Origin of the sequence: Streptomyces sp. NPDC001903 (assembly GCF_042891345.1) — a bacterium.
Classification (GTDB): Bacteria; Actinomycetota; Actinomycetes; order Streptomycetales; family Streptomycetaceae; genus Streptomyces.
Genome location: NZ_JBIASZ010000005.1, coordinates 459,333 through 475,728 on the forward strand (window position 1 = coordinate 459,333; position 16,396 = coordinate 475,728).

Annotated in this window: 14 protein-coding genes; 6 read left to right on the forward strand and 8 right to left on the reverse strand. The window is 71.4% G+C overall.

The annotated features are described in order from the left end of the window. Positions 1–14: 14 nt before the first annotated feature. The 4 genes from ACFYZS_RS14655 to ACFYZS_RS14670 form a co-directional block, all read right to left on the reverse strand. Positions 15–674 carry a VC0807 family protein gene (locus ACFYZS_RS14655; protein ID WP_389011322.1) on the reverse strand — a complete coding sequence of 220 codons (660 nt, stop codon included), beginning with the start codon at positions 672–674 and terminating at the stop codon, positions 15–17. Positions 675–880: 206 nt separating this feature from the next. After that, positions 881–1,474 (reverse strand): TetR family transcriptional regulator, encoded by a 594-nt coding sequence (locus ACFYZS_RS14660; RefSeq protein ID WP_389011325.1) that lies wholly within the window; start codon positions 1,472–1,474, stop codon positions 881–883. 21 nt (positions 1,475–1,495) lie between these two features. After that, on the reverse strand, positions 1,496–2,524 hold the full coding sequence (locus ACFYZS_RS14665; RefSeq protein ID WP_389011327.1) for an aldo/keto reductase: 1,029 nt from the start codon (positions 2,522–2,524) through the stop codon (positions 1,496–1,498). Between the two features lie 57 nt (positions 2,525–2,581). Further along, complete coding sequence (locus ACFYZS_RS14670) at positions 2,582–2,926, reverse strand: DoxX family protein (protein ID WP_389011330.1); 345 nt, start codon at positions 2,924–2,926, stop codon at positions 2,582–2,584. A gap of 91 nt (positions 2,927–3,017) precedes the next feature. On the opposite strand from ACFYZS_RS14670, the gene ACFYZS_RS14675 reads away from it, so the two are divergent. Next, on the forward strand, positions 3,018–3,473 hold the full coding sequence (locus ACFYZS_RS14675) for a MarR family winged helix-turn-helix transcriptional regulator (protein WP_389011333.1): 456 nt from the start codon (positions 3,018–3,020) through the stop codon (positions 3,471–3,473). An 81-nt stretch (positions 3,474–3,554) separates the two neighbouring features. Here ACFYZS_RS14675 and ACFYZS_RS14680 read toward each other — a convergent pair whose 3' ends face one another. Beyond that, a complete protein-coding gene (locus ACFYZS_RS14680) occupies positions 3,555–5,006 on the reverse strand; it encodes an MFS transporter (RefSeq protein WP_389011336.1) in 1,452 nt (483 codons plus the stop codon). A 64-nt stretch (positions 5,007–5,070) separates the two neighbouring features. Between ACFYZS_RS14680 and dusB the strand changes: the two genes are divergently transcribed. From dusB to ACFYZS_RS14705, 5 genes are all read left to right on the forward strand, one after another. Beyond that, positions 5,071–6,213 (forward strand): tRNA dihydrouridine synthase DusB, encoded by a 1,143-nt coding sequence (dusB, locus tag ACFYZS_RS14685; protein WP_030162758.1) that lies wholly within the window; start codon positions 5,071–5,073, stop codon positions 6,211–6,213. Positions 6,214–6,589: 376 nt separating this feature from the next. Beyond that, on the forward strand, positions 6,590–9,298 hold the full coding sequence (ppdK, locus tag ACFYZS_RS14690; RefSeq protein ID WP_389011340.1) for a pyruvate, phosphate dikinase: 2,709 nt from the start codon (positions 6,590–6,592) through the stop codon (positions 9,296–9,298). 388 nt (positions 9,299–9,686) lie between these two features. Continuing rightward, on the forward strand, positions 9,687–10,739 hold the full coding sequence (locus ACFYZS_RS14695) for a helix-turn-helix domain-containing protein (protein WP_389011343.1): 1,053 nt from the start codon (positions 9,687–9,689) through the stop codon (positions 10,737–10,739). Positions 10,740–11,053: 314 nt separating this feature from the next. After that, on the forward strand, positions 11,054–11,518 hold the full coding sequence (locus ACFYZS_RS14700) for a group III truncated hemoglobin (protein WP_389011346.1): 465 nt from the start codon (positions 11,054–11,056) through the stop codon (positions 11,516–11,518). Between the two features lie 152 nt (positions 11,519–11,670). Next, entirely contained in the window at positions 11,671–12,075 is a 405-nt protein-coding gene (locus ACFYZS_RS14705) for a VOC family protein (protein WP_389011349.1), read from the forward strand. Between the two features lie 7 nt (positions 12,076–12,082). Here ACFYZS_RS14705 and nirD read toward each other — a convergent pair whose 3' ends face one another. From nirD to ACFYZS_RS14720, 3 genes are read right to left on the reverse strand one after another with little or no spacing between them, the layout of a single operon-like run. Continuing rightward, the gene (gene nirD, locus ACFYZS_RS14710; RefSeq protein WP_389011352.1) at positions 12,083–12,427 is read right to left on the reverse strand and encodes a nitrite reductase small subunit NirD; all 345 of its coding nucleotides are present in this window, start codon (positions 12,425–12,427) and stop codon (positions 12,083–12,085) included. After that, a complete protein-coding gene (gene nirB, locus ACFYZS_RS14715) occupies positions 12,424–14,976 on the reverse strand; it encodes a nitrite reductase large subunit NirB (protein ID WP_389011355.1) in 2,553 nt (850 codons plus the stop codon). The genes nirD and nirB overlap by 4 nt, the downstream gene beginning before the upstream one ends. 2 nt (positions 14,977–14,978) lie before the next feature. Further along, positions 14,979–16,256 carry an NAD(P)/FAD-dependent oxidoreductase gene (locus ACFYZS_RS14720; protein ID WP_389011358.1) on the reverse strand — a complete coding sequence of 426 codons (1,278 nt, stop codon included), beginning with the start codon at positions 16,254–16,256 and terminating at the stop codon, positions 14,979–14,981. Positions 16,257–16,396: the final 140 nt, after the last annotated feature.

Here is a 16,396-nt window from a genome sequence, read left to right on the forward strand (position 1 = left end):
CGCGGGCGGCCCGGTCAGGCGGCGGAGCCCGCGGCCTGTCCGTCAGCGGCGGCCGCCGCCGCTGCGGCGGCCCGCTTCTCGCCCTCCGCCTTGGTGCGCTTGACGAAGCGGACCGTCCACAGGGCCAGGCCGCCGAGCGTCCCGTAGATCATGAAGGGGCTGAGGGCCACCATGGTGGAGGTGTCCAGGGCGAAGGACAGCGCGATCCGGACCGCCGCCTCGATGAGGTAGACCACGCCCCAGACCAGGGTCATGCGCCGCTGGGCGTTGCGGAAGCCCTCGAACTGCCACAGGCCGTTGTAGTACGCCACGCCCGCCGGGGTGCCGTCCGTGCCGAACTTCCGGCCGAAGTAGAACATCAGCGGCCGCGGCGCGAGCAGCGTCCCCAGGCACAGGAGCCCGAACAAGCCCGTGACGAAGGAGTCCTTGACCAGCAGGGCCTGGGCGGACTGGGCGCCCACGAGGGAGACCACCGCGGTGATCACCAGGAACACCAGGGTGACGATGGCGAATTCGTCGAGCTTGCGCCGCCAGGCCACCATGACGGCGCTGTCGAGCACCGGCCAGGCGCCACTGGCCAGCAGGGCCGAGGCCTCGCTCCAACCGTGGTCGTCGACGAGGGTGTTGTAGGTGATGATCGGCGCGACCACATTGAGCGCGATGGTCAGGATCAAGCCGAGCGCCGCGGCGCCGCCGGAACGGGCCGGAGCTGCGGGCGGTGCTGCTTGAGAGGGTTGAGCGGACAAGGTTCCCCCTGGAACGTGCCTGATGAAGGGTGGCAAGGGGAACGTATGGAGTTTGACGGGGCACGGACAAGACGGTCTCGCCCCAAATGATCATCAAGTCGTCCGGAGTGGCTCGTTCCGGGCGTCTCGGAGGGTCAGGCGCGCAGGCCCCGGATCACGAGCGCGGTGACCGCCTCGAACTCCGTGATGATCGTGGGCTTGAGCCATTCCGCCGCGTACTGCGGATCGTGGAAACGGCCGGTGGCATCGAACACCGCACGGGCGGCGGCCGGCACATCGGGCGCACTGAGCGAACCCGACTCGACGCCCTCGCCGATGATCCGGCCCAGCTGCTCGATCAGCTGGTTCAGATGCTGGTCCACCACGTCGCTGTTCTCCGCGAGCAGCACCGTGTACGTCGCGAACAGCTCCGGGTCGTCACCCGCCTTGTGGCGCTTGGCCTCGAACAGTGCCTCCAGCCACGCCTCCAGCTTGGAGGGCGCGCTCCCGGTGGGGGCCGAGGCGATCTCGTCCAGGCGGACGACGCTCTTGGCGAGCCAGCGGTCCGTGACGGCCTCGCGCAGCGCCGCCTTCGACGGGAAGTGCCGGTACACGCTGCCGTGGCTGACGCCCAGGGCGCGGGCCACGTCCACCACGGTCGCCTTGGTGGGGCCGAAGCGGCGCAGCACCTCCTCGGTGGTTTCGAGGATGCGCTCGGGTGTCAGGGGCTCGGCAGCAGCGGGGGGCATGGGTACGACCGTACCGCCCGCTCAGTGCTCGCTGTCGAGGTGGGCCATCTGCGCTTCCGGGTACCGCTCGCCGGCCGCGGCTCCCGCCGGGACCGCCTCCTCGATGGCCGCCAGGTCCGCCGGAGTCAGCTCCACGGACATGGCACCCAGTGCCTCCGCCAGTCTGTCCCGGCGGCGGGCGCCCACCAGCGGCACGACGTCCTCGCCGCGCGAGAGCACCCAGGCGATGGCGGTCTGGGCGACGCTGACTCCCTTGTCCTGCGCGACCTTGCGCAGGGCGTCGACCAGGTCGAGGTTGCGCTGGAGGTTCTCGCCCTGGAATCGGGGGCTCATCCCGCGGAAGTCGCCCGGCGCGAGCTCCCGGTCGCGGCTGAAGTGCCCGCTGATCAGGCCGCGGCTCAGCACCCCGTACGCCGTGACCCCGATGCCCAGCTCGCGGGCGGTCGGCAGGATCTCCGCCTCGATGCCGCGGGAGATGAGCGAGTACTCGATCTGGAGGTCCGAGATCGGCGCCACCGCCGCGGCCCGGCGCAGGGTGTCCGCACCGACCTCGGAGAGGCCGATGTGCCGCACGTGCCCGGCCTGGACGGCCTCGGCGATGGCGCCGACGGTCTCCTCGATCGGGACGTCCGGGTCGACGCGGGCGATCCGGTAGACGTCGATGTGGTCCCGGCCCAGGCGCTGGAGCGAGTAGGCCAGGAAGTTCTTGACTGCCTCGGGGCGGCCGTCATAGCCGGTGAATCCGCCCTCGACGGTGCGCAGGGCGCCGAACTTCACGCTGGTCAGCGCCTGCTCGCGGGCCGCGGCGGGCGCCGAGCGCAGGGCTTCGCCGATGAGCATCTCGTTGTGCCCCATGCCGTAGAAGTCGCCCGTGTCGAGCAGCGCGCTCACGCCCTCGGGGACGGCGTCCAGGTAGGCGTGGATGGTCGCGATGGACTCGCTGCGGTCGGCCTCCCCGTACAGGGCGGACATGCCCATGCAGCCCAGCCCCAGCGGGAAGACGGAGGGGCCGGTCGAGCCGAGGGTGCGGGTGTTCTCGTTCGTGGTCATGGAACAACCATGGCATGACGGGTGACAGATTTCAATATCTGTCACCCGTCAGGACGGCTATGCCGCCACCCGTAGGGCCAGTGCCGCCGCCGCGACCAGGGCGAGGACGGCGGCCGGGGCCAGCTCGAAGTCCTTGACGCGGAGGTGGCTGATGACCGCGCCGATGAAGTAGAGGGTCACGCCGACGGCGGCGGCCACGCCCAGCGGAGTCACCCACAGGCCCGCGACCAGGCCTGCAGCGCCCGCGGCCTTCAGGGCGGCCAGCCGCGGCAGCCAGGCGTCCGGGACCTCGACCTTCCGCATGCTCGTGACGATCGCCTCGTTCCGCTGGAGCGTGAACGTGGCGGACGCTGCCAGGACGAGGGCGAGCAGGCCGGCGACGACGGCGTAGGCAATGAACATGATGAGCTCCAACGATCGGTGGTTTTAAATCATTGAACAACATCAACGATCGAATGCCTGCAACCATTCCTCGATTGTTACGATGTCCGATATGACGGCAGCTCAGGAATCCCCGCACCCCCCGCAGCGGCTGGGCCTGCTCCTGGCCTGGCACGGCTCGATCACCGAGACCCGCATGAAGCAGGCGCTCAGCACGGCCGGGCTCAGCCCGCGGCACGCGATGACGCTGATGCACCTGGAGGGCGGCCCCATCGGGCAGCGAGCACTCGCCGAGCGCCTGGAGGTGGATCCGAGCGTGCTGGTCGGCATCCTGAACGACCTGGAGGGCGAGGGCCTGGCCGTCCGCCGACGGGACCCGGCGGACCGCCGCCGCCACAACGTGGCCATCACCGAGGCCGGATCAAGCGCCCTCGCGAAGACCAACGCGGCGCTCGACGAGGTCGAGCTCTCGCTGTTCTCGGCGTTCTCGCAGCGGGACCAGGACGCCCTGCGCGCGCTGCTGGGCCGGATCGACTCGAACGCCGAACACTTCGAATGCGGCGAGTAGCCCCGGAGGGGCACCCCGGACGGGCTCCACGACCCGTCCGGCGGATCAAGGCCGCGTAGGACCCGGGCCCCGTCTTCCGGATCAGCCGCGCGGTGGAGCCGAAGCCCGGGACGGGCCCGCCCCCGCCCGCTCCAGCGTGCGGGCCGTCCGCGCGGCCGTCGCCATGGCCCACCGGCCGCTGGTCGCGGCGCCCACCACGAGTGCGAGCAGTCCGCAGCCCGTGATGATCCACCAGGCCGGCCGCGTCGCCTCCACGAAATCGGCGCCGTTCGCCGTCCCCGCCGCCAGGACCGCGCCGATCACGGCCACGCCCAGCGTGCCGCCGGTCTGCCTGCTGGTCGAGGCGACCGCGGCCGCCACCCCCGCCTGGGCCCGGGGCATCCCGGAGACCGCCGTGTTGGTGATGGGCGCGTTCACCATGCCGAAGCCGAGCCCGAACAGCACGTACGCGGTGAACAGCAGCGGTGTGGAGGTCTCCGCCGAGAAGGCGGCGAACAGCACCCCGCTCGCCGCCATCGCCGTACCCGCGACCAGCAGTGACGGCCGCGGCCCCCGGTTGCCGACCAGCCGGCCCGACAGCGGCGCGCACAGGAAGGTCATCAGGGCCATCGGCAGCATGTAGAGCCCGGCATCGAGCGCGCTGAGCCCCCGTACCTCCTGCAAGTACAGGGTGTTGAGGAACAGGAAGCCGGACAGCGCCGCGAAGGCGCCGATCGCGATCACCGTCGCGCCGCTGAAGGGGGCGCTCCGGAAGAACCGGGGATCGATCAGCGGCTCCGCCCGCCGCGGCTCGTAGACCAGCAGTCCCACCAGCGAGACCACGGCCAGGGCCGCGCAGCCGAGGATGACCGGGGAATCCCAGCCCGCGCTCGGCGCCTCGATGATCCCGTATGTCACGGAGCCCAGCAGGGCCATGACCAGGAGCTGGCCCACCGGGTCCGGGCGGCGCGGGCGGGCGGCCCGCGACTCGGGGACGAACCTCAGCGTCAGCGCCAGGGCCAGCAGCCCCACCGGGAGGTTGATCCAGAAGATGGAGCGCCAGCCGACGGATTCCACCAGCAGCCCGCCGATCAGCGGTCCCACGGCCATGGAGATGCCCACGACCGCGCCCCAGGCCCCGATGGCGCGGGCCCGCTCGCGCGGATCCGTGAAGGTGTTGGTGATGATCGACATGGCGACCGGGCTGAGCATCGAGCCGCCCACCGCCTGGACCATCCGGAAGGCGATCAGCCACTCCAGCGTCGGCGCCAGCGAGCAGAGCAGCGAGCCGGCCGTGAAGAACACCAGGCCCACGCTGAAGACCCGGCGGCGCCCGATCCGGTCCGCGGTGGAGCCCGACAGCATCAGCAGCGAGGCCAGGACCAGCGTGTAGGCGTCGATCGTCCACTGCATGCCGGAGACCGAGGCGTGCAGCTCACGGCGCATCGAGGGCAGGGCGACGTTCAGGACGGTCACGTCGAGGCTGACGATGAGCAGGCTCATGCAGCAGATCGCCAGGACCAGCATCCTCCGTCGGGGACTCAACTCCGGCATGGTTCCGATAGTACGCCTAACTAAAGAGATGCGTGCCCGGGTCCGGCTGGGCGACAATGGGGGGATGACCACGCTCCCTCCGCCGCTCGCGATCGGCCCGCACACCGTGCAGCCCCCCGTGGTGCTCGCCCCCATGGCCGGCATCACCAATGCCCCGTTCCGTACCCTCTGCCGGGAGTTCAGCGGCGGCAAGGGGCTGTTCGTGAGCGAGATGATCACGACCCGCGCCCTGGTCGAGCGCAACGAGAAGACCATGCAGCTGATCCACTTCGACGAGACCGAGAAGCCTCGCTCGATCCAGCTGTACGGAGTCGACCCGGCGACGGTCGGCAAGGCGGTCCGCATGATCGTCGAAGAGGACCGCGCCGACCACATCGACCTCAACTTCGGCTGCCCGGTCCCGAAGGTGACCCGCAAGGGCGGCGGCTCCGCCCTCCCCTACAAGCGGAACCTGCTGCGCGCGATCCTGCGCGAGGCCGTGGCGGGCGCCGGCGACCTGCCGGTCACCATGAAGATGCGCAAGGGCATCAACGACGACCACCTCACCTACCTGGACGCCGGCCGCATCGCCGTCGAGGAGGGCGTCACCGCCATCGCCCTGCACGGGCGCACCACCGCCCAGCACTACGGCGGCACCGCCGACTGGGACGCCATCGCGCGGCTCAAGGAGCACGTGCCGGAGATCCCCGTGCTCGGCAACGGCGACATCTGGTGCGCCGAGGACGCGCTCCGCATGGTCCGCGAGACCGGCTGCGACGGAGTGGTCGTGGGACGCGGCTGCCTCGGCCGCCCGTGGCTGTTCAACGACCTGGTCGCGGCCTTCGAGGGGCGCCCCGAGGACTTCCACAAGCCCACGCTGCGCGAGGTCGCCGCCACCATGCACCGGCACGCCCAGCTGCTGGGGGAGTGGATCGGCGACGAGGCGCGCGGGGTGATCGACTTCCGTAAGCACGTGGCCTGGTACCTCAAGGGCTTCTCGGTGGGTTCCGAGATGCGGAAGAAGCTCGCGGTCACCTCGTCCCTGGCCGAGTTGAACGCTCATCTGAGCGAGCTCGACCTGGACCAGCCGTGGCCCGAGAGTGCGGACGGCCCGCGCGGCCGGACGTCCGGAAACAACCGGGTTGTCCTCCCGGATGGCTGGCTGAAGGATCCGTACGACTGTGCCGGCGTGAGCGAGGACGCCGAACTGGACACGTCCGGGGGCTGAGAATCAGCTGACAAACTGTGCCGCCAGCGGCGTGACATACGCCACGCATGGGTGGGGTTGCGCTCACATGAGCGCGAAAATCACGGGTATGACTTCCAAAGGGTGGCACTGGGTGCCACCCTTTGTTCGTTCAAGAGTTGAACGCAAATGTATCGATGATCGCTCATCCGAGCGGGAACAGGCCTCGGGAGGCCCTTCCGGCTTCGGGAGGTGAACGCTCTTCGTAGGTTCTGGCTACTCATTGGTTACTTTCGATCTGGTGGCGCACGGGTGGTTACAGCCGCATGACGACCAAGTGGACGTACCCAGAAGCCTTCGATCTGGGTATGTTCCTGGCCGTCAGGGCAGCCACCGAGTCCTCGAGGAGTCGAGACCCGTGTCGGAAAACAAAGATCAGAAGTTCGTCTACGACTTCACCGAGGGAAACCGCGACCTCAAGGACCTTCTCGGCGGCAAGGGGGCCAACCTCGCCGAGATGACCAACCTGGGTCTGCCGGTCCCTCCCGGCTTCACCATCACCACCGAGGCCTGCAAGGTCTACCTCGCCAGCGGTGAGGCCCCGGCCGCACTGCGCGACGAGGTCAGCGCCCACCTGGCTGCCCTCGAGGCGAAGATGGGCAAGAAGCTCGGCCAGTCGGACGACCCGCTGCTGGTCTCCGTGCGCTCCGGTGCCAAGTTCTCGATGCCGGGCATGATGGACACGGTCCTCAACATCGGCCTCTCCGACGAGTCGGTCGCCGGCCTCGCCTCCCAGGCCGGCAACGAGCGCTTCGCGTGGGACTCGTACCGCCGCCTCATCCAGATGTTCGGCAAGACCGTCCTCGGCGTCGACGGCGAGCTCTTCGAGGAAGCCCTCGACGAGGCCAAGGCCGCCAAGAAGGTCTCCGTCGACACCGACCTCGACGCCGCCGACCTCAAGAAGCTGGTCACCCGCTTCAAGAAGATCGTCGCCAAGCAGGCCGGCCGCGAGTTCCCGCAGGACGCCCGCGAGCAGCTGGACCTCGCCGTCGAGGCGGTCTTCAACTCGTGGAACACCGACCGCGCCAAGCTCTACCGCCGCCAGGAGCGCATCCCGAGCGACCTGGGCACCGCGGTCAACATCTGCTCCATGGTCTTCGGCAACCTCGGCCCCGACTCCGGCACCGGCGTCGCCTTCACCCGCGACCCGGCCAGCGGCCACGCGGGCGTCTACGGCGACTACCTGCAGAACGCCCAGGGCGAGGACGTCGTCGCGGGCATCCGCAACACCGTCCCGCTGGCGGACCTGGAGTCGATCGACAAGGCGTCGTACGACCAGCTCATGACGATCATGACGACGCTGGAGACCCACTACAAGGATCTCTGCGACATCGAGTTCACGATCGAGCGCGGCCAGCTGTGGATGCTGCAGACCCGCGTCGGCAAGCGCACCGCCGGCGCCGCCTTCCGCATCGCCACCCAGCTCGTGGACCAGGGCCTGATCGACGAGGCCGAGGCGCTCCAGCGCGTCAACGGCGCCCAGCTCGCGCAGCTGATGTTCCCGCGCTTCGACGAGGGCGCCACGACCGAGCTGCTGGGCCGCGGCATCGCCGCCTCCCCGGGCGCGGCCGTCGGCAAGGCCGTCTTCGACTCGTACACGGCCGTCAAGTGGTCGCGCTCCGGCGAGAAGGTCATCCTGATCCGCCGCGAGACCAACCCGGACGACCTGGACGGCATGATCGCCGCCGAGGGCATCCTGACCTCGCGCGGCGGCAAGACCTCGCACGCCGCCGTCGTGGCCCGCGGCATGGGCAAGACGTGTGTCTGCGGCGCCGAGGACCTCGAGGTCGACACCAAGCGCCGCCGGATGACGGTCGGCGGCAAGGTGGTCGAGGAGGGCGACGTCGTCTCCATCGACGGCTCCACCGGCAAGGTGTACCTCGGTGAGGTACCCGTCGTACCGTCCCCGGTCGTCGAGTACTTCGAGGGCCGCATGCACGCCGGCGCCGACGACGCCGACGAGCTGGTCCAGGCCGTCCACCGGGTCATGGCCTACGCGGACCGCGTCCGCCGGCTGCGGGTGCGCGCCAACGCCGACAACGCCGAGGACGCGCTGCGCGCCCGCCGCTTCGGCGCCCAGGGCATCGGCCTGTGCCGCACCGAGCACATGTTCCTCGGTGAGCGCCGCGAGCTGGTCGAGCACCTGATCCTCGCGGACACCGACAAGGAGCGCGAGGAGGCACTGAGTGCCCTCCTGCCGCTCCAGAAGAAGGACTTCGTCGAGCTGTTCGAGGCGATGGACGGACTGCCCGTCACCGTCCGCCTCCTCGACCCGCCGCTGCACGAGTTCCTGCCCGACATCACCGAGCTGTCGGTGCGCGTCGCCCTCGCCGAGGCCCGCAAGGACGCCAACGAGAACGACCTGCGCCTGCTCCAGGCCGTGCACAAGCTGCACGAGCAGAACCCGATGCTGGGTCTGCGCGGTGTCCGCCTCGGCCTGGTCATCCCCGGTCTGTTCGCCATGCAGGTCCGGGCGATCGCCGAGGCCGCGGCCGAGCGCAAGAACGCCAAGGGCGACCCGCGCGCCGAGATCATGGTCCCGCTCGTGGGCACCGTCCAGGAGCTGGAGATCGTCCGCGAGGAGGCCGACGCGGTCATCGCCGAGGTCGAGGCCGCCACCGGCACCAGCCTCAAGCTGTCCATCGGCACGATGATCGAGCTGCCCCGCGCCGCCCTCACGGCCGGGCAGATCGCCGAGGCCGCGCAGTTCTTCTCCTTCGGTACGAACGACCTGACCCAGACGGTGTGGGGCTTCTCCCGCGACGACGTCGAGGCCAGCTTCTTCACCGCGTACCTGGAGAAGGGCATCTTCGGGGTCTCGCCGTTCGAGACCATCGACAAGGACGGCGTCGGCGCGCTGGTCCGCAGCGCGGTCCAGGCCGGCCGGGCGACCCGCCCCGACCTCAAGCTCGGCGTCTGCGGCGAGCACGGCGGCGACCCCGAGTCCGTCCACTTCTTCCACGAGGTGGGTCTCGACTACGTCTCCTGCTCGCCGTTCCGGATTCCGGTGGCGCGCCTGGAGGCCGGTCGTGCCGCCGCCGAGGCGAAGGGCAGCGACAGCCGCTGAGCCCCTCCAGGCCTGACACGGCCCGCTGACTGCGCGTCCGCCCCCGGGTTCCCTGACCCCCGAGGGCGGACGCGCCTCTATTTGTTGTTCAACAAATCTTTACGCCAGCAGGCGGTGGACGGATCCCCACCCGTCCACCGCCTGCCGGCAATCTGCCAGGCACGTCGGCGCTTCCCGCTGCGACCGACCGCCAGGCCCCGCAAAGCCCCCCACGGCCTTCACGGAGCGTTTCGGTCGCACCGGAGTGTGCCTGGCGGAGTACAGGATTTCGGTTGTCACGCCCCCGCCGAAAGGGGTTTCAACTGTGGCCGAAAGGGCGTGGTGACGTCGTGTGACGGCATGCATACTCATGGGGCGGGGGGATTGCGGTTGCACAGGTGGGGGTTCGGTGCTGCGTATCCATTTCACTGGAGTGGACCTGGCACGCGTACGGATGGCAGGGCGTCCCGATGCGTTGTGGGAAACGATTCTGAGTTTTCACCGCTTAAGAGACCGGCGTGATGCGCGGCTCTTCGGCGAATGGCGTACCGAAACCCGGAGCAGGTTGAATAGTGAAACACGCTTGCTCGGTGCGCTCATACCGAGTCGTGGTTATTTTCCCGATTTCCTGACCCCTGTGGAGGGGCAGTACGGGTGGGACGTGGGCCTGGACGCCCTGCGCGGGATCCGCCCCGAGCGGATGCGGCGCGAGCTGGCGCTGCTGGGCGCGGGCACCGGTGTCGGGGCCGCCTTCGGCATGCCCTCGGCCGTGAGCGGGGGCGCCGACGCGCCGGTCCCGCGGCGGCTGCGGGACTTCATGGAGGGCGGCACCAAGCACCTGCCGAGGCTGCTGGGCGAGCTGCGCGGTTACCACCGTGCGGCCGTGGAGCCGTACTGGACCCACATCCAGGCCCAGATCGAGGCCGAGCGGGCCGCGCGCGGCCGGGCCCTGCTGGACGGGGGCGCGGACGAGCTGCTGGCCTCGCTGCCGCCGATGCTGCGCTGGCGGGCGCCGGTCCTGGAGTGCGACTACCCCGTGGACCGCGACGTACGGCTGCGGGGGCGCGGGCTGCTGCTGCAGCCCTCGTTCTTCTGCCGGCGCACCGCCGTGACCCTGCACGACCCCGAGCTGCCCCCCGTGCTGGTCTACCCGGCCGCGGCGCAGCTGGCTTCGGCGTCCACCGGGAGCGAATCGATTCGCCCCCTGGAGGAGCAGCGCCAGCGCACGCTGGGCAAGCTCGTCGGGCACACGCGCTCGGTGGTGCTGCGGGCCATCGGCGACGGGGCCACCACCAGCGAGCTGGCCCGCCGGGCCGGCGTCTCGCTGGCCTCCGCGAGCCAGCACGCCTGCGTGATGCGCGAGGCGGGCCTGGTGACCACCCTGCGCCGGGGCAATGCCGTGCTGCACACGGTGACCCCGCTGGGGGCCGCGCTGCTGAAGGGCGGGGCGGTGGCCTCCTAGGGGGTGTCCGCAAAGTAGCGCCGTGCGCCCGCAGGGCGCTCCCGCGGTGTCCGGTGCGTGCTCTCGGTGTGCCGGGCGGGAGCCCGTGTACTGGACGTACTCGGGATTTCGCCCGGTGCGCCGAGAGCGCGTGCCGGGCGCCGCGGGGCAGGCGGGACTTTGCGGACACCCCCTAGGGGGTGTCCGGCGCGCCCCGGACCGGGAACCACGGTCCGGGGCGCGCCGCGGCCCGCTCGCCCGCGATCCGCACGAAGTGACGAACGGCGGGACTTTCCGCCCTGGCACACCCCCGCGTGCGCCAAGATGGTGAAGCCATGAACCAGTTCGCCGCGGACAACGACATCTCCGGCCGCGCCGACCTCGCCGTCGTGCTGCGCCGCTTCTACACCGCCGCTTTCGCCGACCGGCGGATCGGGCCGTTCTTCACCGAGATCGCCGGCACGGACCTGGAGGTCCACCTGCCCCGGATCACGGACTTCTGGGAGCGGGCCCTGTTCCGTACGGCCGACTACGGGCGCGACGCCTTCGGCCCGCACGCCGCCCTGCACTCCGCGCGGGAGATGACCGCCGAGGACTTCGGGCGCTGGGTCCAGCTGTGGAACGCGGCGGTCGACGGCCTGCACCGGGGGCCGAACGCGGAGCGGGCGAAGGCCACGGGCGAGCGGATCGCCCTGGCCCTGCACAAGAGGCTTTCCGGTCCCGACCCCGCCCTGCTCCGGCGGGAGGACACCCGCGGCTTCGTCCCGCTGGCCGCCCTGGAGCTCCGCTCCACGGGCTGACCTGCGCACATGCACCCCGCTCGGCGGCTCGTGGCCAGCCCTCGGCGCGGTCCTCGGAAAAGTTTCCGCGGGAGCGATGAGTTTTTCCGTGGCCCGCGGTCTATCTCTCGAAAGCACGCACGAGACGCACACACGAGAGAAGAGGGACCGAGATGCCCACCATGATCTTCGTCAACCTGCCGGTCAAGGACATCGAGGCCGCCAAGGCGTTCTGGGTCAAGCTCGGCTACTCCTTCAACCCCCGGTTCAGCGACGAGCAGACCGGCTGCCTCGTCATCAGCGACACCATCTTCGCGATGCTCATGACCGAGGCCCGCTTCAAGGACTTCGCCACCAAGGAGGTCGCGGACGCCACCAAGACCACCGAGGTCATGCTCGCCCTGAGCGCGGAGAGCCGGGAGCAGGTCGACGAGGTGGTCGGCGCCGCCCTCGCGGCCGGCGCCACCGAACCCCGCCCGGCCCAGGACCTCGGCTTCATGTACGGCCGAGCCTTCGAGGACCTGGAGGGCCACGTCTGGGAGTACGTCTGGATGGACCCGGCGGCCGTCCAGGGCTGATGCCCGGCTACGCCACCGCCGCCGAGGTCACGGCGGTCCGCACCGGGTAGGTCCGGACCGCCGCCCCCTCGTCGTCCAGGCAGCGCCCCGACACGAGGTCGAAGCGCTGCTTGAGCAGCGGCGAGGCCACGAAGGGCCTGCCGTCCGCGCGCCCGACCAGCCCCCGCGAGAGCACGGCCGCCCCGGTGAACGGATCCCGGTTGTCGATGGCGTACGTACGACCCGAGCGGTCGATGAACACCGCGGCCTGGCCCCCGTCGGGCAGCAGGACCGCCACCCCCCGCCCGGGGGTGAGCTCGGACAGCTCGCACACCGTCAGCCAGCCCTCGGCCACCTGCAGTTCCACGGTCATCGGGTGCCTCCCACGGCCTCCAGCGGCCGGATGTCGAGAATGGTCAGGTCGGGCTTGACCTGGTCGCGTTCGGGGACGAACTTCACGGTCGGGTCGGGGGCGCCGGGCGCGTTCACGAAGGACACGAACCGGCGCAGCCGCTCCGGGTCCTGCAGGGTCTCGGCCCATTCGTCGCGGTAGTGCGCCACGTGGTCGGCCATCAGCGCCTCCAGCTCCGCGCACAGCCCGAGCGAGTCGTGCACGATTACGTCCCGCAGGTGGTCCAGGCCGCCTTCCAGCCGGTCCAGCCAGGTGGAGGTGCGCTCCAGCCGGTCCGCCGTGCGGATGTAGAACATGAGGAACCGGTCGATGAGCCGGACCAGTTCGGCGTCCGACAGGTCCTGGGCCAGCAGGTCCGCGTGGCGCGGGGTGGCCCCGCCGTTCCCGCCGACGTAGAGGTTCCAGCCGGAGGCCGTCGCGATCACCCCGAAGTCCTTGCTCTGCGCCTCCGCGCACTCGCGCGCGCAGCCGGACACCGCCGACTTGAGCTTGTGCGGGGCGCGCAGGCCGCGGTAGCGCAGCTCCAGGTCGATGGCCATGCGCACGGAGTCCTGGACCCCGTACCGGCACCAGGTCTGCCCGACGCAGGACTTCACGGTGCGCAGCGCCTTCCCGTACGCGTGCCCGGATTCGAACCCGGCCTCCACGAGCCGGGCCCAGATCCGCGGGAGCTGGTCCACGCTGGCCCCGAAGAGGTCGATGCGCTGGCCGCCGGTGATCTTCGTGTAGAGCCCGAAGTCGCGGGCCACCTCGCCGATCACGATGAGCTTGTCGGGGGTGATCTCGCCGCCGGGGATGCGCGGGACGACCGAGTAGGAGCCGTTGCGCTGGAGGTTCGCGAGGAAGTGGTCGTTGGTGTCCTGGAGGGCGGCCTGCTCCCCGTCGAGGACGTAGCCGCTCGCGCCGAGGGTGGGGGCGAGCGAGGCGATGATCGAGCCGACGGCCGGCTTGCAGACCTCGCAGCCGTCGCCGCCGCGGGCCGCCTCCCGGCCGTGGCCGTCGAGGAGCTGCTCGTACGAGGTCAGCCGGCGGGTCCGGACGATCTCGTAGAGCTCGGCACGGGTGAAGGGGAAGCAGCCGCACAGCCCCTTGTCGGCGGCCGCGGGCAGCAGCTGGCCGATCACCTTGAGGCAGCTGCCGCAGCCGGTGCCCGCCTTGGTGCACTGCTTGACCTCGGGAAGGGTCGCGCAGGCGGTGATCGCCTTCTTCGTGACGTTGTGGCAGGAGCAGATCACCGCGGAGTCGGGCAGGGCGGAGGGGCCGAGCGCGACGGGCGTGCCGAGGCCGGCGGGCAGGACCAGCTGGTCGGGGCTGACCGGCGGGACGCTGCCGGTCATCGGGCGCAGCAGGCTGTACGCGTCGGCGTCGCCTACCAGGACCCCGCCGAGCAGGACCCCGTCGGGGGAGACGACCAGCTTCTTGTAGACCCCGGAGCGGGAGTCGGAGTAGACGACGTCGAGGCTGCCGGGGGCCGCTCCGTGGGCGTCGCCGAAGGAGGCCACGTCCACGCCGAGCAGCTTGAGCTTGGTGGAGAGGTCGGCTCCGGTGAACTCCCTGTCCCGGCCCAGGAGGTCCTCGGCGGCCGTCTCGGCCATCTCGTACCCGGGGCCGACCAGCCCGTACACCCGGCCGTCGGCGGCCAGCGCGCACTCGCCGATGGCGTAGACGCGCGGGTCGGAGGTGCGGCAACGGGCGTCGACGCCGATGCCGCCGCGCTCGCCGACGGTCAGGCCCGAGGCGCGGGCGAGGTGGTCGCGGGGGCGGACCCCGGCGGAGAAGACGACGAGGCCGGTCTCGACGGTGGAGCCGTCGGAGAGCCGCATGCCGGTGACGGAGCCGTCCGCTCCGGTGAGCACCTCCTGGGTGCCCACACCGGTGTGGACCGTCAGCCCCATCGATTCGATGGTGCGCAGCAGGGCCGCGCCGCCGCCGTCGTCGACCTGGACCGGCATCAGGCGCGGGGCGAACTCCACGACGCGGGTGTCGAGCCCCAGGCCCTTGAGGGCGCCGGCCGCCTCCAGCCCGAGGAGCCCGCCGCCGACGACGGCGCCGCTGGTGCGGGTCTTCGCGTACTCCTCGATCGCGAGCAGGTCCTCGATCGTGCGGTAGACGAAGCAGCCGGGGGCGTCCTTGCCGGGGACGGGCGGCACGAAGGGGTGGCTGCCGGTCGCGAGGACGAGCACGTCGTACGGGATCACCCGCCCGGAGCGGGAGGTGACGGTACGGGCGTCGCGGTCGATGGACTCGGCGGGGTCGCCGAGGTGCAGCTCGATCCCGTGCCGCTCCGTGAAGCCGGCGGGGGTGAGGGAGAGGTCCTCGGGGGTGCTGCCGGAGAAGTACGAGGTGAGGTGTACGCGGTCGTAGGCGGGCCGGGGCTCCTCGCAGAGCACGGTGATGCGGTGCGTGGCGGTGGCCCCGCGCTCGGCGAGGGCCTCCAGGTAGCGCTGGCCGACCATGCCGTGGCCGATGAGCACGATGGCGGGGGTGGGCGTGGGCGTGGCTGCGGCCATGTTCAGGAGCCTCCGTCGTCGGTGAGCAGGTGGAACAGGTCGGTCAGGGGCTCGGCGTCCTCCCAGCTGCGGGCGAGGGCGCCCACGGTGGAGAGTTCGCCGAGCAGGACACCGCCGACGAGGCGGTCGTCGCGGACGACGACCTTCCGGTAGGTCCGGCGGGTGGCGTCGGCGAGGCGGACCACGTCGTCACCGGGGAGCGGGGTGGTCTCGCCGAAGGCGGCGAGGTCGAGCGGACCGGGGCCGCCGGGAGCGGCGCCCGGGCCCGCGGGGGCGGCGCCGAGGGTGAGGCGGGTGAGGGCGCGGGTCCCGGTGTACCCGGGGGCGGACGCGCCGCCCAGCTGCGCCGCCAGGGCGTCGGCCTGTTCCAGCGCGGGGCCCGCGAGGCCGTACACCCGGCCGGCGTGCTCGGCGCAGTCGCCGATGGCGTGGATGCGGGGGTCGCTGGTCCGCAGCCGGTCGTCCACGACGATCCCGGTGCGCACCTCGAGTCCGGCGGCGAGCGCGAGCCCGGTCCGGGGCCGCACGCCGCAGGCGAGCACGACGAGGTCGGCGTCGAGCCGGTAGCCGTCGGCGAACTCGACCCCGCTGACCCGCCGCCCGCCCGCAGCCCGTGCCTTCGTCGTCAGGCCGCGGACCCGGCACCGGGTGTGGATCTCGATGTCGAGGGTGGTCAGATGGGCGTGCAGCAGCGCCGAGGCGTCGGCGTCCAGCTGGCGCTCCATCAGGCGTTCGCCCTGCTGGGCCAGGACCACCTGGGCGCCGCGCTCGGCCAGGGCGCGGGCCGCGGAGACGCCGAGGAGGCCGCCGCCGATCACCACCGCGCGCACGCCGGAGCCCGCGCCCGCCGCGGCCGTCAGGGCCAGGCAGTCGTCCATGGTGCGGAACGCGTGCACCCCGTCGGGGAGTTCCCGCCCCTGCGGCTCGAACAGCCCGCGCAGTGGCGGGAGGACCGCGTTCGAGCCCGTGGCCAGGACCAGCGCGTCGTACCGCTCGGTGCTGCCGTCGTCGCAGTGGACCGTCCGGTCGGCGCGGTCCACGCGGACCGCCCGGACGCCCCGGCGCAGCACCGGGCCGGGGTCGGGGAGGGCGGTCACCTCCGGCGCGTACCGGCCCGCCAGGACCTCTGCCAGCAGTACCCGGTTGTACGGAACGTGCGGCTCCTCGCCGAGGACCGTCACCTCCGTACGGGCACCTGCGCCCGTGCCCAGCCGTGCGGCGAGCCGCAGGCCCGCGAGGCCGCCGCCGATCACCACCACACGCTGCTGCTTCGAGGTCATGGCACGAGCGTGCGCGTCCGCTGTTTCCCCGCCGCATCGCCGCTGTTACCCGGACGGAACGCGCACCTCAGCGCCCGGGTTAAGGGTCGGTGAGGCGTCCCTCAAGGGCGACTTAAGGATGGGTTCGGGCAGGTCGGCGG

Bases quoted from the DNA above. Each gene is read 5' to 3' on its own strand.
- ACFYZS_RS14660 (WP_389011325.1), bottom strand. From the start codon at position 1,474: ATGCCCCCCGCTGCTGCCGAGCCCCTGACACCCGAGCGCATCCTCGAA.
- ACFYZS_RS14665 (WP_389011327.1), bottom strand. From the start codon at position 2,524: ATGACCACGAACGAGAACACCCGCACCCTCGGCTCGACCGGCCCCTCC.
- ACFYZS_RS14670 (WP_389011330.1), bottom strand. From the start codon at position 2,926: ATGTTCATTGCCTACGCCGTCGTCGCCGGCCTGCTCGCCCTCGTCCTG.
- ACFYZS_RS14675 (WP_389011333.1), top strand. From the start codon at position 3,018: ATGACGGCAGCTCAGGAATCCCCGCACCCCCCGCAGCGGCTGGGCCTG.
- ACFYZS_RS14680 (WP_389011336.1), bottom strand. From the start codon at position 5,006: ATGCCGGAGTTGAGTCCCCGACGGAGGATGCTGGTCCTGGCGATCTGC.
- dusB (WP_030162758.1), top strand. From the start codon at position 5,071: ATGACCACGCTCCCTCCGCCGCTCGCGATCGGCCCGCACACCGTGCAG.
- ACFYZS_RS14700 (WP_389011346.1), top strand. From the start codon at position 11,054: ATGAACCAGTTCGCCGCGGACAACGACATCTCCGGCCGCGCCGACCTC.
- ACFYZS_RS14705 (WP_389011349.1), top strand. From the start codon at position 11,671: ATGCCCACCATGATCTTCGTCAACCTGCCGGTCAAGGACATCGAGGCC.
- nirD (WP_389011352.1), bottom strand. From the start codon at position 12,427: ATGACCGTGGAACTGCAGGTGGCCGAGGGCTGGCTGACGGTGTGCGAG.
- nirB (WP_389011355.1), bottom strand. From the start codon at position 14,976: ATGGCCGCAGCCACGCCCACGCCCACCCCCGCCATCGTGCTCATCGGC.
- ACFYZS_RS14720 (WP_389011358.1), bottom strand. From the start codon at position 16,256: ATGACCTCGAAGCAGCAGCGTGTGGTGGTGATCGGCGGCGGCCTCGCG.